This is a genomic window from Methanobacterium sp. (assembly GCA_012838205.1).
Lineage (GTDB): Archaea > Methanobacteriota > Methanobacteria > Methanobacteriales > Methanobacteriaceae > Methanobacterium.
The window spans coordinates 1-16,535 of the sequence record DUPR01000035.1 but is presented as its reverse complement, the minus strand read 5'-3'; the positions used below and the strand labels follow the sequence as shown (position 1 = coordinate 16,535).

At 42.7% G+C, this 16,535-nt stretch carries 26 protein-coding genes and 2 tRNA genes; all 28 read left to right on the top strand.

The annotated features are described in order from the left end of the window. Window position 1 precedes the first annotated feature (1 nt). The 28 genes from GXZ72_05580 to amrB all read left to right on the top strand — a co-directional run bounded on the left by GXZ72_05580 (window position 2) and on the right by amrB (window position 16,381). Entirely contained in the window at window positions 2–331 is a 330-nt protein-coding gene (locus GXZ72_05580; protein ID HHT19012.1) for a 50S ribosomal protein L32e, read from the top strand. A gap of 271 nt (window positions 332–602) precedes the next feature. After that, on the top strand, window positions 603–1,049 hold the full coding sequence (locus tag GXZ72_05575) for a 50S ribosomal protein L19e (GenBank protein ID HHT19011.1): 447 nt from the start codon (window positions 603–605) through the stop codon (window positions 1,047–1,049). Window positions 1,050–1,063: 14 nt separating this feature from the next. Then, window positions 1,064–1,645, top strand: coding sequence for a 50S ribosomal protein L18 (locus tag GXZ72_05570; GenBank protein HHT19010.1), 582 nt, complete (start codon window positions 1,064–1,066; stop codon window positions 1,643–1,645). Further along, the gene (rpsE, locus tag GXZ72_05565) at window positions 1,645–2,292 is read left to right on the top strand and encodes a 30S ribosomal protein S5 (protein ID HHT19009.1); all 648 of its coding nucleotides are present in this window, start codon (window positions 1,645–1,647) and stop codon (window positions 2,290–2,292) included. Before GXZ72_05570 ends, rpsE begins: the two co-directional genes overlap by 1 nt. 10 nt (window positions 2,293–2,302) lie before the next feature. Then, on the top strand, window positions 2,303–2,761 hold the full coding sequence (locus tag GXZ72_05560) for a 50S ribosomal protein L30 (GenBank protein ID HHT19008.1): 459 nt from the start codon (window positions 2,303–2,305) through the stop codon (window positions 2,759–2,761). Window positions 2,762–2,813: 52 nt separating this feature from the next. Next, window positions 2,814–3,254 (top strand): 50S ribosomal protein L15, encoded by a 441-nt coding sequence (locus tag GXZ72_05555; protein ID HHT19007.1) that lies wholly within the window; start codon window positions 2,814–2,816, stop codon window positions 3,252–3,254. A 43-nt stretch (window positions 3,255–3,297) separates the two neighbouring features. Beyond that, window positions 3,298–4,644, top strand: coding sequence for a preprotein translocase subunit SecY (gene secY, locus GXZ72_05550; GenBank protein HHT19006.1), 1,347 nt, complete (start codon window positions 3,298–3,300; stop codon window positions 4,642–4,644). A gap of 1 nt (window position 4,645) precedes the next feature. Next, window positions 4,646–5,206 (top strand): adenylate kinase, encoded by a 561-nt coding sequence (locus tag GXZ72_05545; GenBank protein HHT19005.1) that lies wholly within the window; start codon window positions 4,646–4,648, stop codon window positions 5,204–5,206. Between the two features lie 27 nt (window positions 5,207–5,233). Continuing rightward, on the top strand, window positions 5,234–5,803 hold the full coding sequence (locus tag GXZ72_05540; GenBank protein ID HHT19004.1) for a DUF106 domain-containing protein: 570 nt from the start codon (window positions 5,234–5,236) through the stop codon (window positions 5,801–5,803). A 108-nt stretch (window positions 5,804–5,911) separates the two neighbouring features. Further along, a complete protein-coding gene (locus GXZ72_05535) occupies window positions 5,912–6,202 on the top strand; it encodes a 50S ribosomal protein L34e (GenBank protein HHT19003.1) in 291 nt (96 codons plus the stop codon). Beyond that, a complete protein-coding gene (locus tag GXZ72_05530; protein ID HHT19002.1) occupies window positions 6,203–6,733 on the top strand; it encodes an AAA family ATPase in 531 nt (176 codons plus the stop codon). It begins immediately after the preceding gene. Beyond that, window positions 6,721–6,951 (top strand): 50S ribosomal protein L14e, encoded by a 231-nt coding sequence (locus GXZ72_05525; GenBank protein HHT19001.1) that lies wholly within the window; start codon window positions 6,721–6,723, stop codon window positions 6,949–6,951. Before GXZ72_05530 ends, GXZ72_05525 begins: the two co-directional genes overlap by 13 nt. A gap of 50 nt (window positions 6,952–7,001) precedes the next feature. After that, on the top strand, window positions 7,002–7,964 hold the full coding sequence (locus GXZ72_05520; GenBank protein ID HHT19000.1) for an RNA-guided pseudouridylation complex pseudouridine synthase subunit Cbf5: 963 nt from the start codon (window positions 7,002–7,004) through the stop codon (window positions 7,962–7,964). A 246-nt stretch (window positions 7,965–8,210) separates the two neighbouring features. Continuing rightward, a tRNA-Ser gene (locus GXZ72_05515) sits at window positions 8,211–8,295 on the top strand. 274 nt (window positions 8,296–8,569) lie between these two features. Continuing rightward, the gene (locus GXZ72_05510; protein HHT18999.1) at window positions 8,570–9,019 is read left to right on the top strand and encodes a 30S ribosomal protein S13; all 450 of its coding nucleotides are present in this window, start codon (window positions 8,570–8,572) and stop codon (window positions 9,017–9,019) included. Between the two features lie 18 nt (window positions 9,020–9,037). Then, on the top strand, window positions 9,038–9,619 hold the full coding sequence (locus GXZ72_05505) for a 30S ribosomal protein S4 (protein ID HHT18998.1): 582 nt from the start codon (window positions 9,038–9,040) through the stop codon (window positions 9,617–9,619). A gap of 9 nt (window positions 9,620–9,628) precedes the next feature. Continuing rightward, the gene (locus GXZ72_05500) at window positions 9,629–10,027 is read left to right on the top strand and encodes a 30S ribosomal protein S11 (GenBank protein ID HHT18997.1); all 399 of its coding nucleotides are present in this window, start codon (window positions 9,629–9,631) and stop codon (window positions 10,025–10,027) included. 17 nt (window positions 10,028–10,044) lie between these two features. Next, entirely contained in the window at window positions 10,045–10,842 is a 798-nt protein-coding gene (locus GXZ72_05495) for a DNA-directed RNA polymerase subunit D (GenBank protein HHT18996.1), read from the top strand. A 2-nt stretch (window positions 10,843–10,844) separates the two neighbouring features. Continuing rightward, a complete protein-coding gene (locus GXZ72_05490; GenBank protein HHT18995.1) occupies window positions 10,845–11,195 on the top strand; it encodes a 50S ribosomal protein L18e in 351 nt (116 codons plus the stop codon). A gap of 14 nt (window positions 11,196–11,209) precedes the next feature. Next, the gene (locus tag GXZ72_05485; GenBank protein ID HHT18994.1) at window positions 11,210–11,632 is read left to right on the top strand and encodes a 50S ribosomal protein L13; all 423 of its coding nucleotides are present in this window, start codon (window positions 11,210–11,212) and stop codon (window positions 11,630–11,632) included. A gap of 16 nt (window positions 11,633–11,648) precedes the next feature. Continuing rightward, entirely contained in the window at window positions 11,649–12,050 is a 402-nt protein-coding gene (locus tag GXZ72_05480) for a 30S ribosomal protein S9 (GenBank protein ID HHT18993.1), read from the top strand. 108 nt (window positions 12,051–12,158) lie between these two features. Next, window positions 12,159–12,326, top strand: a complete 168-nt coding sequence (locus GXZ72_05475) for a DNA-directed RNA polymerase subunit N (GenBank protein HHT18992.1) — start codon at window positions 12,159–12,161, stop codon at window positions 12,324–12,326. Continuing rightward, a tRNA-Gln gene (locus tag GXZ72_05470) sits at window positions 12,326–12,490 on the top strand. The genes GXZ72_05475 and GXZ72_05470 overlap by 1 nt, the downstream gene beginning before the upstream one ends. An 81-nt stretch (window positions 12,491–12,571) precedes the next feature. Beyond that, entirely contained in the window at window positions 12,572–12,826 is a 255-nt protein-coding gene (locus tag GXZ72_05465; protein ID HHT18991.1) for a DNA-directed RNA polymerase subunit K, read from the top strand. A gap of 178 nt (window positions 12,827–13,004) precedes the next feature. Next, window positions 13,005–14,255, top strand: coding sequence for a phosphopyruvate hydratase (gene eno / locus GXZ72_05460; GenBank protein ID HHT18990.1), 1,251 nt, complete (start codon window positions 13,005–13,007; stop codon window positions 14,253–14,255). Between the two features lie 129 nt (window positions 14,256–14,384). Then, the gene (locus GXZ72_05455) at window positions 14,385–14,576 is read left to right on the top strand and encodes a 4Fe-4S dicluster domain-containing protein (GenBank protein HHT18989.1); all 192 of its coding nucleotides are present in this window, start codon (window positions 14,385–14,387) and stop codon (window positions 14,574–14,576) included. Between the two features lie 77 nt (window positions 14,577–14,653). After that, a complete protein-coding gene (locus GXZ72_05450; GenBank protein ID HHT18988.1) occupies window positions 14,654–15,250 on the top strand; it encodes a 30S ribosomal protein S2 in 597 nt (198 codons plus the stop codon). Window positions 15,251–15,538: 288 nt separating this feature from the next. Beyond that, complete coding sequence (amrB, locus tag GXZ72_05445; protein HHT18987.1) at window positions 15,539–16,381, top strand: AmmeMemoRadiSam system protein B; 843 nt, start codon at window positions 15,539–15,541, stop codon at window positions 16,379–16,381. Window positions 16,382–16,535 lie beyond the last annotated feature (154 nt).

The following is a 16,535-nucleotide window of genomic DNA, read 5'->3' as shown; positions in this document are numbered from 1 at the left end:
TATGAGGAAACCAAAATTCAGAAGACAGGAATGGCACCGGTACAAAAAGTTGGGAAAAAAATGGAGGAAAACCAGGGGTAAAACCAGTAAAACCAGAAGGTATGAAGGTCGAAAACCTGCCATGCCAACTGTTGGATACTGTTCACCCAAAGCCACCAAAGGATTACACCCCTCAGGATACAGGGATGTTCTGGTGTGCAACGCCAAAGACCTGGAAACCATAGACCCAGAAAAAGAGGCCGGAAGGATCAGTTCTACTGTGGGACTACGGAAAAGAGAAATAATTCTCAACAAAGCCCGCGAACTTAAAATTAAGATCCTGAATGAATAAAACTCTTCATTCAAGAAATCATCAATAGAATCAATATCCTAAACCGTCTACAAGAACAATAACCTGTCAGGACGGTTTTTAATAGGAGATAACGGGGACCATAATCCAATAGGATTGATGGTATAACTGGATTAGATAAATCAAAAGGATGTAACCGGATAAAATTACAGCATCCTAATAAAAAAAATCCTGAGCATCATATTCAGGATTTGCAAAAAAAAATATGTTTTAGATCAACCTTTTTTTAAAAGGTTGATATGGAGGTTTCTTTATGAATCTTACTACTCAGAAGAGACTAGCTGCAGACCTGCTAAAAGTGGGTGTGAACAGAGTATGGATAGACCCTGACAACCTGGAAGAGGTTTCCCGGGCAATAACCAGGGAAGGAGTTAACCAACTCATCCAGCAAGGATACATTAAAGCAAGACCCAAAAAAGGGATCAGCAGTTACCGTTCAAAAAAGATAGCAGAACAGAAAAAGAAAGGAAAAAGGAAAGGCAGAGGAAGCATAAAAGGAGCTAAAGGGGCAAGAAACCCTAAGAAGAAAGCCTGGATGACCACCATCAGGGCACTCCGAAAGGACCTCAAGGACATGAGGGATGAACGTGAAATTAACCGCACCACCTATCGTAAACTATACCGAATGGCTAAAGGTGGAGCATTCCGTAGTAAATCCTACATGAAAACCTACGCCAGAGACCATGACCTTTTAAGATAAACGGGGGATATTACATGGCACACGGATCAAGATATAAAGTAGCATTAAGACGTAGAAGAGAAGGAAAAACTGACTACGGAGCAAGACTCAAACTTATAGCATTAGACAAGCATCGTCTGGTAGTTCGAGTTACTGGTAATCACACCACCGCCCAGATTGTTGATGTAGAACTCTCGGGAGACCAAACTGTTGTTTCAGCTCACTCTCAGGAACTGAAAAACATGGGATGGTTGGCCAGTGGTAAAAACACCTCTGCAGCCTACCTCACCGGATACCTCTGTGGAAAAAAAGCAGTTAAAGAAGGCATCAACGCAGCAGTCATGGACATAGGACTCCAAAGTTCAACCAAAGGTTCAAGAGTTTACGCAGTCTTAAAAGGCGCAATAGACGCAGGCCTTGAAATACCTTACAAGGATGTTGTGCTTCCAGATGAGGATCGTGTCAAGGGAGAACATATTGTCCAGTATGCCAAATCATTGGACAAGGCAGACATGGAGAAGAAATTTTCCCAATACCTAGAAAAAGGACTTTCTCCTCTAGAAATCCCTGATCACTTTCAAACTATCAAGGAAAAGATCGAAAAAGAGGTATCATAATGAATGATTACAATAACGAAGAATGGGAGCCAAAAACCAAACTGGGACGCATGGTAAAAGAGGGCCAGATCACATCCATTGATGAAATATTCGATCGTGGCCTGCCCATTATGGAACTGGAAATTGTAGATTTCCTACTCCCAGATCTGGAAGAAGAGGTAATGGATGTTAACCTAGTCCAGAGAATGCACAAATCAGGACGAAAAGTTAACTTCCGAGTCATAGTGGCCGTAGGGAATAAGAAAGGCTACGTAGGCTTAGGACAGGGAAAAGCCAAAGAAGTAGGTCCTGCCATCAGAAAAGCAGTAGATGACGCCAAATATAACATAATCAAAGTCCGCAGAGGATGCGGAGACTGGGGATGCGTCTGTGGAACAGAACACACCGTGCCTTTTAAAGTGGAAGGCAAAGTCGGCAGTGTCCGAGTAACACTCATACCTGCCCCTAGAGGAGTGGAACTAGCTGTTGGAGATGTTGGAAAAACCATCCTCAGACTGGCTGGAATCAACGATATATGGTCTAAAACCAGTGGACAAACCCAGACCACCATCAACTTTGCAGGTGCAGTATTCGACGCTCTTAAAAAGTTGAGCATGGTAAAAGCCCCAACTAAAGACCTTAAAAAATTAGGCGTCATTGTGGAGTAATGGTGATAACATGATGATCGTACTACGAGTCAGAGGAAACACTGGGATCAATAAAGACATCAAAGACACCCTGGACATGCTCAGACTAACACGAATCAATCACGCTGTTCTGGTGCCTGATGATCCTTCTTACAATGGAATGCTCCGGAAAGCCAAGGATTACATAACCTGGGGAGGAATCGACCAGGAAACATTAACTCAGTTAATAGAAAAAAGAGGCAGACTCCCTGGAAGAGAAAGGATCACACCTGAAGCACTCGCTGAACTGGGAGATTACCAATCAGCAGAAGAACTATCAGAAGCCCTCATAACTGGGAAAACCACCCTGAAAGAATCTGGCCTAAAACCAGTATTCAGATTGCACCCACCAAGGAAGGGTTACAGTCACATACGAAAAAGTTTCAAAGAAGGTGGAACACTTGGTTACCGGGGAGAGGAGATCATCACCCTGATAAAAAAGATGATCTAAAACCTGACCAATCTAAATTCACAAACTAATCACATAATTCAAGGTGTACAACATGATAAGGAAAACCCGTAAAATTAACAAAATGCGTGGCTCAAGGACCATCGGAGGTGGCTGTTCCAAGAAAAGAAGAGGAGCAGGACACCGTGGTGGAAGAGGGAAAGCCGGAGGCCATAAGCATATGTGGTCATGGGTAGTGAAATTCGACCCAGATCGCTATGGTAAAAGTGGTTTCAAACGCCCTTTAAAGACCATAAACAAAACCAAAACCATCAACCTGGATTACTTGGATGATAATGCAGAAAAATTGGTGGCCAAAGAGTTAGCTGTGAAGGAAGGGGAAAAAATCATTATTGACGTTACCCAAATGGGCTATGAAAAAGTGTTGGGCAAGGGAAAACTCACCAAGCCACTAACCATCAAAGCCAGACAATTCTCACAGAGCGCAATAACAAAAATAGAAGAAAATGGTGGGGAAGCAGTAACTCTCCAATAGTTCACAGTCAAAATTACATTTCTCAGATTAGGAGTGAATATAAGTGTTGAAGGAAGCTCTTCTGCCAATTTTCTCATTTTTACCCCAGGTGAAATCACCCACCTACCGGGTTCCATTTAAAGAAAAACTCAAGTGGACTGGGGTAATTCTGATACTCTACTTTGTACTCTGCCAGATACCACTATTCGGGTTAAGCGATATTTCAGTGGACCAGTTCGCCCAGCTAAGAGCAGTTATGGCAGGTTCTTTTGGTTCCATTTTAACCCTTGGTATTGGACCAATAGTATCAGCATCCATCATACTCCAACTACTGGTTGGGGGAAAGATCATCGACCTTGACCTTTCACAAGCTGAAGATAAAGCCTTATTCCAGGGAACACAAAAACTCCTGGCCATCATATTCACACTCTTTGAAGGGGGAGTTCTAGTAATCACTGGCTCACTTCAAGCCGCCTCCCCAGAACTCGTCTGGATAATGATCCTACAAATCACCATTGGAGGGATCCTGATCATCTTCCTGGACGAAGTGATCTCCAAATGGGGATTCGGAAGTGGGGTGGGTCTTTTCATTGCAGCCGGTGTTTCAGCACAGATTGTAACCGGTGCATTTAACCCCTTATCAACTCCGGTATCACCAGATGTACCATCCGGTGCCATACCCAAATTCATATACTTACTAACCACCAGCCAACCGGACTTCACAGTCCTAATACCCATAATTTCACTTATCGTGGTTTTCTTTGTGGTGGTATATGCTGAGAGTTTACGCGTGGAAATACCCCTATCCTTCGGCGGAGTAAAGGGAGCCCGGGGCAAATATCCTCTTAAATTCATTTATGCCAGTAACATGCCGGTTATCTTGACCAGTGCACTGCTTTTAAACGTGCAGTTGTTTGCGGCCGTGTTCCAGAAAATAGGATTCCCTATACTGGGAACTATTGAAAACGGACAAGCTGTCAGTGGACTGGCATATTATCTTACTGTACCCAATCTTTCCACTGTAATGACCAACCCCCTGGGAGTCATATTCTATGCCGTGGTATTTATCACTGCATGTATAATCTTTGCCTGGTTATGGGTGGAACTGAGTAATATAGGACCCAAAGCTGTGGCCAAACAGTTACATGGAATGGGAATGCAAATACCTGGACACAGAAGCAGCCGAACCCATTTTGAGAGAATACTCAAAAAATACATCCCAGCCATAACCGTAATGGGTGGAGCCTTCGTTGGTTTACTGGCCTTCGGAGCAGACCTAACCGGTGCACTGGGAGGGGGAACTGGTGTATTGCTTACTGTGGGTATTGTTTATAAATTGTATGAAGAAATAGCTCAGGAGCAACTGATGGACATGCATCCAATGCTCAGGAATTTCTTAGGTGGTGATTAAGATGAAAGTTGTCGTTGTTGCAGGAATACCCGGATCAGGAAGCACCACGGTGCTAAACCATGCCCTAAAGGAAACAGACTATGTTCATGTTAACTATGGGGATGTGATGCTAGAAATAGCTCAAGAAATGAAACTGGTAGAAGACAGGGACTCAATGCGGAAACTTGCCCCTGACACCCAGAAAGAGGTGCAGAAAAAAGCCGCTAAAACCATAAGAAAAAGAGCCAAGGATGTTAACACTATTGTAGACACCCATTGCACCATCAAAACTCCGTCAGGTTTCCTCCCAGGACTGCCAGTATGGGTTCTGAAGGAGTTGCAACCAGACATGTTCATCCTAATTGAAGCTGATGGTGATGAGATACTCATGCGCCGAGTCAGCGACACCACCAGAACCCGGGATGCAGAACGACTCCAAGACATCAACCTCCACCAGGAAATGAACCGGGCAACAGCCATGGCCTACGCAGTTTACACTGGAGCCACAGTCAAGATTATCGAAAATCATAACGACCGGTTAGATGAACCGGTTAACCAGATGAGGGAAACCCTTACCAGATGAATTCTTAAAGAAAAAGAGGAATTAAAAATGGCATTTGAATTTATAATTAACCCGATTTTTGGTGCTTTGAACTTCGTGTTCATGCCACTGATTAAGGCGTGGGGGCCAATGCTGGGAGTGTTTGTAATATCAACCATAGTATCCTTTGCCATAACTGTGGCTAACAAGCTACTGGTTGACCAGGACAAACTACAAGAATCACAAAAGAAAATGAAGGCATTCCAGAAGGAAATGATGGCAGCCCAGAAATCTGGTGACCCAAAGGCCATGGCTAAAGTGCAAAAGAACCAGGCAGAGTTCATGAAAATGCAGCAGTCTATGATGATGAACTCCTTCAAACCAATGATTGTTACCTTCCTTCCCATCATACTATTATTCTGGTGGATGGCATCACAACCAGCCATCAACAAGATGGTTGTTGAATTACCTGCCTTTGTATTCTACGTACTCCTGGTTCCAGTGTTCCACATGGTCTACCATCAGTCTCCAGGAGTTCCCTACATGGCCATTGAATGGCTGGGATGGTACATCCTGTGTTCATTTGCCATGTCTTTTGTATGGCGCAAACTCCTGGGATTAAAAGGAGGGGGAATGTAGGAAAATCCCTATCATACTCGTACTTTTTAAAAAAACATATTAAATTAATTAAAAAATCTAGAAAATCAATCTTAAAAAATTTCTAACTTTAAAAGGAGAGAAAATAACATGCCAGCGTTAAGATACAGATCACGAACCTATAAAAGAACCTTTCGCAAGACTCCTGGAGGTAAAACAGTCCTCCATTACAAGAAGAAAAAACCCAAAAAGCACCACTGTGCCCAGTGCGGTAAACTCTTACACGGAGTTCCCAGAGGAAGACCTTACCAGGTGAAAAAACTTCCTAAATCACAAAAAAGACCTAACCGGCCATTCGGCGGTAACTTATGCTCTGAATGTCTACGGAAACACTTCAAAAAACAAGCCAGGTCCATGGCAGCATCTGAGGCCGGATCCTAAATGATCATAACCATCGGTGGACTAGCTGGAAGTGGAACCAGTACAACCTCCCGCATCCTATCTGAAAAAACAGGAATACCCGTAATATCAGCAGGGGACATATTCCGACAGATGGCCCAGGAGAAGGGTATGGAAATACTGGAATTCAGCAAATTCGCCGAAGGTAACACCCAAATCGACCACCAAATCGACCAGAGACAAGCAGAGCTAGCTCGTCAGGCTGATGATCTCATAGTAGAAGGCCGGCTTTCCGCCTACTTTGTGGATGCAGATCTAAAGGTATGGTGCACTGCACCCCTAGACATCCGCACAGAACGGATCAGTCAGAGGGAAAATAAAACAATCTCCCAAGCCCGAGAAGAGATCATAACCCGCGAACACAGTGAAGCTCAAAGATACCTGGAAATCCATAACATAGACACTAAAAACATGGATGTTTATGATATTATAATTAACACTCACGCCTTTAAGGCTGATAGCGTCGCAAAAATCATTTTAAAAATAACTGAGGTGATCAAATGCCAGCAATAGAAGTTGGAAGAATTTGTATGAAAATCTCCGGAAGAGAAGCCGGTGAAAAATGTGTAATAGTCGAGATCATAGATGATAAATTTGTAGAAGTAGTGGGAAACACAGTAAAAAACCGCCGATGCAACATAAAACATTTAGAGCCCTTAGAACAGGTAATGGAAGTTAAAAGTGATGACCCAGAAGCCATTAAGAAGGACTTTGAACAAGCAATCGCCTAAATAAAACCCATGAATTAATGAAGATCCAACTAGCAGTTTAGGTTTCCCACATGACAGAACTCCAAGTTAAAGCCTACGGGAAAACAGACCCTAATTATGGTCATCTGCCCAATGAACGGCCCTTGGAGGAACACCTGTCCAAAGGTATAATCAACCTGGATAAACCCATAGGACCCACCTCCCATGAAATAGATGCATGGGTTAAAAGAATCCTGAAATGTTCTAAAACCGGGCACGGTGGAACCTTGGATCCCAGGGTTACTGGAATTCTACCAGTGGGAATCGACACTGCAACTAGAGCTATACAACTACTCCTGGAAGCACCCAAAGAATACGTGTGCCTAATGCACCTCCATGAAGATGTGGGGGAAGACCGGGTGGTTAATATCCTGGAGGAATTCACTGGTAAAATATTCCAAACACCACCCCTTCATTCAGCAGTGAAAAGAGAGCTAAGGGTGCGGAAAATATACTATGTGAATATCCTGGAGATAGAAGGCCCTGATGTGCTCTTCAAGATCGGCTGTGAAGCCGGCACATACATCCGTAAATACTGTCATGACATAGGTCAAGCCTTAGGATGCGGAGCCCACATGGCAGAACTCCGCAGAACTAGGGTGGCAGATTTCAAGGAAGATGAAACCCTAAAAACCCTTCAGGACGTCAATGACGCCTACCATTACTGGAAGGAAGATGATAACGAGACACCCCTCCGGGACTGTGTTCTACCAATGGAGAAAGCTGCCAGCCACCTTAACAAGATAGTTATCCGTGACTCAGCAGTGGACGCCCTATGCCATGGTGCAGACCTGGCAGCAGGGGGAATACTCCAATACTCTGAAGGTATTCGAAAGAATGAAACACTGGCCATAATGACTCTTAAAGGAGAACTGGTGGCTGCAGGTTTGGCACTGCATTCTGCTTCAGAAATCGAAAGTGCAGATAAAGGTATAATGGTGGATATAAAAAAGGTTTTTATGGAACCTGGAACATACCCCATGATGTGGAAGTGAAAAAATCTACTATTTACCTCAGACTCCCACCAAACACTACTTAGTGTGCATTAAAATCAATGCAATACTATAAATCTTTTGGCCAAAAAAAATAGTTTAAGGTACCAGTAAATATATGGGTAGGTGAGTACCAACACCCAATCCGGGTTTTAGTGCCAAATTACCCTTTCTTGATAAATAATATTAGAAATCTAGGTTACAATTCAATTAGAAAATTATCGGTAACAATTTACAAATTAATCTCATGCCGGGATAGTCTAGCCTGGTAAGGCGCAAGACTGGAAATCTTGTGGAGCTTTGCTCCGCCTGGGTTCAAATCCCAGTCCCGGCGTTCAACAATACCATCAATGGTTGTTGTGCAATATACAAGCGGAATAAACATAAATTAGAATAATTGAATGGAATACGAATGATTTATTAAAAATCAACTGAAATTAATGGTTTTTAAAAACCTGAAATTGATGGTTTTTATGATAATCCCCAATCAATTAAAAAACAAGAGAGAGTTTGAGCAAAAGTTTCAGACCATCCTAACCAATGGTGCTGATGATCCGCGCAAAACAAACTCCAAACCAAGTTGACATAATAAATGGAGGAAACCCCAAATGGAAGAAGATTTCAAACACATGGTCCGGATCGCCCGTAAAGACGTAGACGGGAACAAGACCATTGTAAACGCCATAACCGATATAAAGGGAGTGGGCAAAGCATTATCCGGTGCTCTATGCACCACTTTGGATTTAGATCCCAACCAGAAAATAGGATACTTACCTGATGAGGATGTTCAACGACTGGAAGAAGCAGTGAAAAACCCCCAGAAACTTAACATCCCCCAGTGGATGTTGAACCGTAGAAATGACTACGAAACTGGGGAAACCACCCACCTTATTGAATCAGACCTGATGATGCGTCTCCGAGATGATCTCAACCGGATGAAGAAAACCAGAAGCTATAAGGGAAGAAGACATGAAGTGGGACTACCAGTAAGAGGTCAGAGAACCAAATCCACATTCAGAAAAGGAAGCTCCGTGGGAGTAAGTAGGAGAAGAGGATAAACATAGGAGACGATTAACATGGGACACCCAAGAAAGGCAAGGAAAAAGTATGACACCCCTCTCCATCCCTGGATTGCAGACCGCATAAAGCAGGAAAACAAATTAATTAAAAAATACGGCCTAAAAAATAAAAAAGAAATTTGGAAAGCCGAAACCATGATTAAAAAGTATAGGAGAGATGCCAGGGAACTATTAGGTCTTTCCATCGAACAAACTGCACAGGAAAGGCAGCAACTCCTAAACCACCTTATTCGTTATGGTATGCTGTCTGAAACAGCAAAACTGGAAGATGTGCTAAACCTCACAGCAGAAGACGTTCTACGACGCCGGCTTCAAACATTTGTTCATAAAAAAGGATTGGCATACACTGCCAAGGAAGCCCGAGTATTCGTGGTTCATGGACACATAGCCATGAACAATCGAAAAGTAAACTCACCAAGCTACCTGGTTAAAAAAGGTGAAGAAGAACAAATTGGATACTATCCAGGTTCACCAGTAATAAAACTGAAAATCCCTGAAAATCCTAAAAAAGAAAAACCTAAAAAGGAAAAACCAAAAAGGGACTCATACAGAGGAAAAGGAAGGAGAAACAGAAGATAAGGTGATATCATGGCCGAGAAAATTAAAGAAAAATGGGGAGTAGCCAATGTATACTCATCCTTCAACAATACCATCATCACCATCACCGATGTCACTGGAGCAGAAACCATCAGCCATTGGTCTGGTGGTAAAGTTGTCCGTGCCGACAGACAGGAATCATCACCATTCGCAGCAATGGAAGCCGCAACCCGAGCAGCCGATGATGTGAAAGAAAAAGGAATTGTAGGACTGCACATCAAGGTACGAGCACCAGGTGGAAACGGACCACGCTCACCTGGACCAGGAGCACAAGCTACCATCCGAGCATTAGCCCGTGCAGGAATCAAAATAGGTAAAATTGAAGATGTAACACCCATCCCCCACGATGGTACAGGAAGACCTGGCGGTAAAAGGGGTAGAAGGGTATAAACTGTGATGTGTCTTGTATGGAGATAGAAATAAAAAACAGGACAGATGACCAGATAACCTTCATTATTGAAGGTGTTGATGTAAGCCTGGTTAATGCCCTGCGAAGGATCTGCATGGTGGAAGTTCCCACCATGGCCATTGAAACAGTGGAGATCTTGAAAAACGATGCAAGAATATTCGACGAAGCATTAGCACATCGACTGGGACTGGTACCACTAACCACAGACCTGGAATCCCTCATACTTCCAGAAGACTGTGACTGTGAAAATCACTGCCCAAGATGCAGTGTTTCCCTAGTACTTGAAGGGAAAGGACCACAAACATTACACTCCGGGGATCTTAAATCCGAAGACCCCAACCTCAAACCAGTATATGACACCATCCCACTAGTCAAACTCAAAGATGGGGAAGAAGTGGTGCTACAAGCCATAGCACAGCTAGGAATAGGTAAAGACCATGCTAAATGGCAGCCAACCTCTACTTGCGCTTACAAGCACTATCCACAGATCACTATAGACAATGATAAATGTGAAGCATGCCTCCAATGTGTAGAGGAATGCCCCAGATCAGTCCTGGAATATGATGAAAAGAAGAAAAGCATAAAAGTGGTAGACTTGGAAAACTGTTCCCTATGCCGTACATGCGAAAAAGACTGCCAAAACCAAGCTATCACAGTGGATATTATTAAGGATAAATTTATATTCCATATTGAAAGCGATGGTTCACTATCTCCCACAGAAATACTATCACGAGCTTCAGACATATTAGCAGGTAAAGCTGACAAAATCATAGATTTTAAAGAAGGAGGCAGTTAACAATGAAAACAAACCCCCAAATTAACCAACTCATAAATATCCTTAAAGAAAAATCATACCAGGAACAAGCACCCCTCTGGAAGGACTTAGCACGCCGGTTATCAAAACCCACCCGCCAACAAGCCGAAGTGAACATATCCAGAATAAACAGACACACCACAGAAGACGAAACAGTACTGGTGCCAGGAAAAGTCCTGGGAAGCGGAACACTGGACCACAAAGTCCAAGTAGCAGCACTGGACTTCTCCCAAACCGCGGTCGAGAAAATCATCAGTGCCGGTGGAAAATGCCTGGATATCACTCTTCTATTGGATGAAAATCCCAAGGGGAGCGGAGTAAGAATTATAGAATAATAAGGTGTTATAATATGATTGTAGATGGAGAAGGACTCGTTCTAGGGAGACTGGCAAGTACAGTTTCTAAAAAACTATTATCAGGGGAACGGGTGACAGTATTAAATGCGGAAAAGATTATTATATCAGGTAACAAAGCATGGGCCCATGCAAAATACAAACAAAGAATAGACCGGGCCAGCATATCCAACCCCCGCAGAATGGGGCCTAAATATCCCCGCCGACCAGATGACATATTCCGAAGAACAGTGAGGGGAATGCTACCCTACAAAAAACACAAAGGAAGAGAAGCCCTCAAAGGCCTCCGCGTTCATGTAGGAATCCCATCAGAATTTGAAAAAGAAGAAATCAAGGACATTAAAGAAGCTCAGCCTAAAAACATCTCCAAATCAGTGGAACTGGGGAAATTGTCCCAACTACTGGGAGCAAAGTTTTAACTAAGGAAGTGTAATCATGAAGAAAGTTATTCACACCAGTGGAAAGCGAAAAACAGCCATTGCCCGGGGAAAGTTTAGAAAAGGCAAAGGCAGAGTACGCATCAACAAAAAACCAGTGGAACTATACAACCCGGAACTGGCAAGACTCAAACTCAAAGAACCACTCACCCTGGCTGGAGACCTGATTAACCAGTTAGACATTGATGTTAAGGTGATAGGCGGGGGAGTAATGGGACAAGCAGAAGCTGCCCGAATGGTGATAGCTAAAGGACTGGTACAATGGACTGGTGACATGGAACTTAAAGAAAAGTTCAGCCAATACGACCGTACCATGCTGGTGGGAGACCCACGACGATCCGAACCCAAAAAATTTGGTGGTAGCGGAGCCAGATCCCGCAGGCAGAAGAGTTACCGATAAGTTAACTCTCAACCCTCCCATTCATTATTTTATTTATTTAAACGTAAAAAAAAAAATTATATTCAATTTATTAAAGAAAATGATAAAAAATTGTAAAAAGAGGAGAACATGATTCCTGTAAGATGTTTGAGCTGTGGAAAGGTAATATCAGCTTACTTTGAAGATTACCAAAAAAGAACCCAAGCTGGGGAAGATCCTAAAGAGGTTCTGGATGACTTGGGAATCAACAAATACTGTTGCCGGAGAATGTTCATAGCTCATGTAGAAGTATGGTAGGGGCCGTAGGGTAGCATGGTCCATCCTCCCAGCCATTGAAAGAAGTTTCCAGATATGATCCTATTATCATAGTATCAAAGTTTAAGGATATTTTCTTACAACTGGAACGGGGATGGTCAAACACCGGAACGCTGGAGACCCGAGTTCAAATCTCGGCGGCCCCATCACATTTACTAAAAAACACATTTACGAAAAAGAATATTCAATTCATATTCACATCCTAAAAAAGGTATGGAGAAAAAGCCATGGCAACTAAAAAGGCAACCAAAAAGGTAACTAAAAAGGCAACCAAAAAAACAAGTAAAAAAGCCAAAAACTTTACCCGTTTTGAAAGGGCCAGAATAATCGGAGCCCGAGCATTGCAGATTTCCATGGGAGCAAAACCAATGGTGGATGTAACCCCAGATTTGGATCCCATTGACATAGCCACTATGGAACTCAAAGAAAATGTGCTCCCACTGGATGTTCGACCCCTGGAAGCAGATGAAAAAGCATTATAAAAATAATTGAAATTTTTTATTATATCACCTATAAAAAAATTACTCTAATGATCCCAAAACATCCTGTTAACCAGAGGATTAACAAAACCTCGCTAATGGGAGAATAAAAAGATCATATCCTAATAAAAAATAAGCCTAAAAAAACCATTATTTTTTACATTTGTGAGGTGTTTTTAAAATGGACAGTGTTATTGAAGACATCCGGGTTAGAAAAATTCTAGATAGTAGAGGAAACCCAACCTTGGAAGTGGATGTAATCACTTGGAATGGATTCGGAAGAGCAGCCGCACCAAGCGGAGCCAGCACCGGATCCCGTGAAGTGGTATCTTTCCCTACAGGAGGGGTGGATGGAATTATAGAAGAAGTAGAAGATATCATCTCATCAGAACTCATCGGTATGGACGCTGAAGACCTTCAAGAGATTGATCTGGTTTTAAAAGAAATCGACGGCACTGAAAACCTGTCAGCCATAGGTGGAAACACCACTGTGGCTGTATCCATGGCAGTGGCCAAAGCAGCCGCAGCATCCTACAACCTACCTCTGTACAGATTTCTGGGAGGTAACATGCCATCAGCCATACCATTCCCACTGGGAAACATGATAAACGGCGGAGCACACGCAGGGAAAAACGCCCCCGACATCCAGGAATTTTTAGTCCTGCCAGTAGGGGCCACTGACATCACCGAAGCAGTGTTCACCAACACCGCAGTGCACCGTAGGATAAGGGAGAAAATTCAGGCTAAAGATGCCCTATTCACCGGTGGGAAGGGTGATGAAGGAGGATGGGCACCAAACCTCACCAACCAGGAAGCACTGGAAATCCAGGCAACTTCTTGTGAAGAAATAAGTGATGAAACCGGAGTATCAGTAAAACCTTGCCTGGACATGGCAGCCAGTGAATTCTGGGATGCAGACCAAGAAAAATATATCTACGCTAAAGAAGGAGTCCGAAAAGACACCGGAGAACAAGTAGACTATGTTAGTGAAATAATAGATACCTATGGTATGTTCTACGTGGAAGACCCCATCAGGGAAGGAGATTTCCAGGGGTTTGCCGATTTAACCAGTAAATCTGGCAGTAAATGTTTAATCTGTGGTGATGATCTATTCGTAACCAATGCTGAAATACTGGCCGAAGGAATCAGAGCCGGTGCAGCTAACTCCATAATCATCAAACCCAACCAGATAGGCACCCTAAGTGACACTTACGCTACCGTGGACCTGGCCCGAACCAACAAGTATGTGCCAGTGGTATCCCACCGTTCAGGAGAAACCACTGACGATACCATCGCCCACTTAGCAGTGGCTTGGATGAGTCCCATCATCAAAACCGGAGCTCTGGGTGGGGAAAGGATAGCAAAACTCAACGAACTCATCCGTATTGAAGAAGAAATGAGCAACCCACAAATGGCAGACCTATCCTGGTAAAAAAAATCATCCATAATTTTTATCACTAATTACCAGTTCAGGTTAAAAACTATTAAGATAACACATTTCAGGTGTTAAAAACTATTAAGATAACAAAATCAAAAATCTAAATCGAAAGGAGAATACTACATGGTTAAAATAACAATAAACCGCGATGAATGTGAAGGAGCAGACTGCGCTGAATGTGTGGACGTTTGCCCAATGGAAGTGTTAATTCTAGAAGGAGACGAGATAGTCATCCAGAACACGGAAAACTGCAGTCTATGCGAAGTCTGCGTAGATGTCTGTCCCAACCAGGCGATAAAGATTGAAGATGATTAAACCAAGAATGATTTAATACATCTAAAAATAAAAATCCATGAAAATAGATATTTAAACATAATTTTAGAGGTGGTAAGTTGTCAGAATTACTAATACCATTAGACAAATACTTAGCAGCAGGTTTACACATAGGCACACAGCAAAAAACCAAAGACATGGAACGATACATCTACCGGGTGCGTGCAGACGGATTATACGTACTGGATGTTCGGAAAACCAATGACCGAATCATATCCGGAGCCAAATTCCTGGCCAAATTCGAGCCAGAAGACATACTAGCAGTGTCCACACGACAATATGGGCAAACACCAGTGCGTAGGTTTGGAGAAGTGACCGGGGCCAGAACAATCCCTGGAAGATTCATACCAGGAACTCTCACTAACCCGGAATATGCTAAATTTATCGAACCCAAAGTACTAATGGTAACCGATCCTAGAAGTGATTTGCAAGCCATAATCGAAGCTAAACAGATAGGAATCCCAGTAATCGCACTTTGTGATACTGAAAACCTTCTGGGTAATGTGGATATAGTTATACCTGTTAACAACAAGGGAAGAAAAGCAATAGCACTGGTATACTGGTTAATGGCTCGACAAATCCTTAGGGAAAAAGAAATCATCAATCCAGATGCTGAACTGGATGTTACCCCGGCAGACTTCGAACTGAGAATATAAATCATATAAATCCCAGATTGAACATTCCCTGAGTCTTTAAATCCTTCCAGAATTGATCATCACCAGTTTCAGGGTTTAAAGATTTAAAAACCCTTGATTATTGGAATATAATAAGGAATTCAGGGGTTAAAAATTCAATACTGGGGTATTGTCAAGGTTTTTAAGAGTGATGCACTGGAATCTCTTGTGTTTGCAAATATGATCTGTTTATAAGATTTGCACCGGTTTTCACGATTTAATATAATAATCTAAAGGGTGAAAACCCTTTAAAACAAGGGGGGATTATTAATGATGAGAAAACCTGCAGTGGCAGGATACTTCTATGAATCGGATGAACAACTTCTCAAAGAGAGAATTAAATGGTGTTACACCCATCCGATAGGTCCTGGGCGAATCCCTGGTAAATTGGGTAATAAACGGAGTATTAAAGGGCTGATTTCACCCCATGCGGGTTATGAGTTTTCAGGTCCAGTTGCTGCTTTTTCCTATCTAGAATTGGCAGAAGATGGCCTTCCAGAAACAGTGCTGATATTATGCCCTAACCATACTGGCATGGGCTCTGGACTTTCCACCATGACCCAGGGGGGCTGGCAAACTCCACTGGGAGAAGTGCCTATAGACACAGAATTTGCAAGAAAATTAGTTGATAATTATCCTTTAATGGATGATGAACCCTCAGCCCACATCCAGGAACACAGCTGTGAAGTGCAACTACCCTTTCTACAGGAACTAGGCCAGGATTTCAAACTGGTCCCAATCTGTATGATGATGCAAGATCTGGAAACATCTCAGGAGTTAGGAGGTGCCATTGCCTTAACTGCCCAAGAATTAGGGCAAGACTTAGTAGTGATAGCCAGTACAGACTTCACTCATCAAATGCCCCACAAGGTAGCTGTAGCACAGGATAAAAAAGTACTTGATGCCATTGAATCATTTGATGAGCAGGAGATGTTTAAGAGAATTATCTCCAACAACGTGACTATGTGTGGATACGGACCAGTAGCCACTACTATGGCCGCATCTAAGGCTATGGGTGCTCATGATGCTACCATCCTAAAATACGCCACTAGTGGGGATACCAGTGGAAACTACACTTCAGTTGTGGGATATGGGTCAGCAGTATTCCGTTAGATTTTCTACAAATAATTCTAAGCCACTAAAACCTTGAGGATCACACTAACACACTAAGTTAAGCCCTCAATAGGTTTATCTTCAAAATTTTTTAAAGATTCAAGTATCTATCCTTGTATCTATTAATAAGTATCCACGCATCTATTAAAGCATA

Bases quoted from the DNA above. Each gene is read 5' to 3' on its own strand.
- GXZ72_05580 (HHT19012.1), top strand. From the start codon at position 2: ATGAGGAAACCAAAATTCAGAAGACAGGAATGGCACCGGTACAAAAAG.
- GXZ72_05575 (HHT19011.1), top strand. From the start codon at position 603: ATGAATCTTACTACTCAGAAGAGACTAGCTGCAGACCTGCTAAAAGTG.
- GXZ72_05570 (HHT19010.1), top strand. From the start codon at position 1,064: ATGGCACACGGATCAAGATATAAAGTAGCATTAAGACGTAGAAGAGAA.
- rpsE (HHT19009.1), top strand. From the start codon at position 1,645: ATGAATGATTACAATAACGAAGAATGGGAGCCAAAAACCAAACTGGGA.
- GXZ72_05560 (HHT19008.1), top strand. From the start codon at position 2,303: ATGATGATCGTACTACGAGTCAGAGGAAACACTGGGATCAATAAAGAC.
- GXZ72_05555 (HHT19007.1), top strand. From the start codon at position 2,814: ATGATAAGGAAAACCCGTAAAATTAACAAAATGCGTGGCTCAAGGACC.
- GXZ72_05545 (HHT19005.1), top strand. From the start codon at position 4,646: ATGAAAGTTGTCGTTGTTGCAGGAATACCCGGATCAGGAAGCACCACG.
- GXZ72_05540 (HHT19004.1), top strand. From the start codon at position 5,234: ATGGCATTTGAATTTATAATTAACCCGATTTTTGGTGCTTTGAACTTC.
- GXZ72_05535 (HHT19003.1), top strand. From the start codon at position 5,912: ATGCCAGCGTTAAGATACAGATCACGAACCTATAAAAGAACCTTTCGC.
- GXZ72_05530 (HHT19002.1), top strand. From the start codon at position 6,203: ATGATCATAACCATCGGTGGACTAGCTGGAAGTGGAACCAGTACAACC.
- GXZ72_05525 (HHT19001.1), top strand. From the start codon at position 6,721: ATGCCAGCAATAGAAGTTGGAAGAATTTGTATGAAAATCTCCGGAAGA.
- GXZ72_05520 (HHT19000.1), top strand. From the start codon at position 7,002: ATGACAGAACTCCAAGTTAAAGCCTACGGGAAAACAGACCCTAATTAT.
- GXZ72_05510 (HHT18999.1), top strand. From the start codon at position 8,570: ATGGAAGAAGATTTCAAACACATGGTCCGGATCGCCCGTAAAGACGTA.
- GXZ72_05505 (HHT18998.1), top strand. From the start codon at position 9,038: ATGGGACACCCAAGAAAGGCAAGGAAAAAGTATGACACCCCTCTCCAT.
- GXZ72_05500 (HHT18997.1), top strand. From the start codon at position 9,629: ATGGCCGAGAAAATTAAAGAAAAATGGGGAGTAGCCAATGTATACTCA.
- GXZ72_05495 (HHT18996.1), top strand. From the start codon at position 10,045: ATGGAGATAGAAATAAAAAACAGGACAGATGACCAGATAACCTTCATT.
- GXZ72_05490 (HHT18995.1), top strand. From the start codon at position 10,845: ATGAAAACAAACCCCCAAATTAACCAACTCATAAATATCCTTAAAGAA.
- GXZ72_05485 (HHT18994.1), top strand. From the start codon at position 11,210: ATGATTGTAGATGGAGAAGGACTCGTTCTAGGGAGACTGGCAAGTACA.
- GXZ72_05480 (HHT18993.1), top strand. From the start codon at position 11,649: ATGAAGAAAGTTATTCACACCAGTGGAAAGCGAAAAACAGCCATTGCC.
- GXZ72_05475 (HHT18992.1), top strand. From the start codon at position 12,159: ATGATTCCTGTAAGATGTTTGAGCTGTGGAAAGGTAATATCAGCTTAC.
- GXZ72_05465 (HHT18991.1), top strand. From the start codon at position 12,572: ATGGCAACTAAAAAGGCAACCAAAAAGGTAACTAAAAAGGCAACCAAA.
- eno (HHT18990.1), top strand. From the start codon at position 13,005: ATGGACAGTGTTATTGAAGACATCCGGGTTAGAAAAATTCTAGATAGT.
- GXZ72_05455 (HHT18989.1), top strand. From the start codon at position 14,385: ATGGTTAAAATAACAATAAACCGCGATGAATGTGAAGGAGCAGACTGC.
- amrB (HHT18987.1), top strand. From the start codon at position 15,539: ATGATGAGAAAACCTGCAGTGGCAGGATACTTCTATGAATCGGATGAA.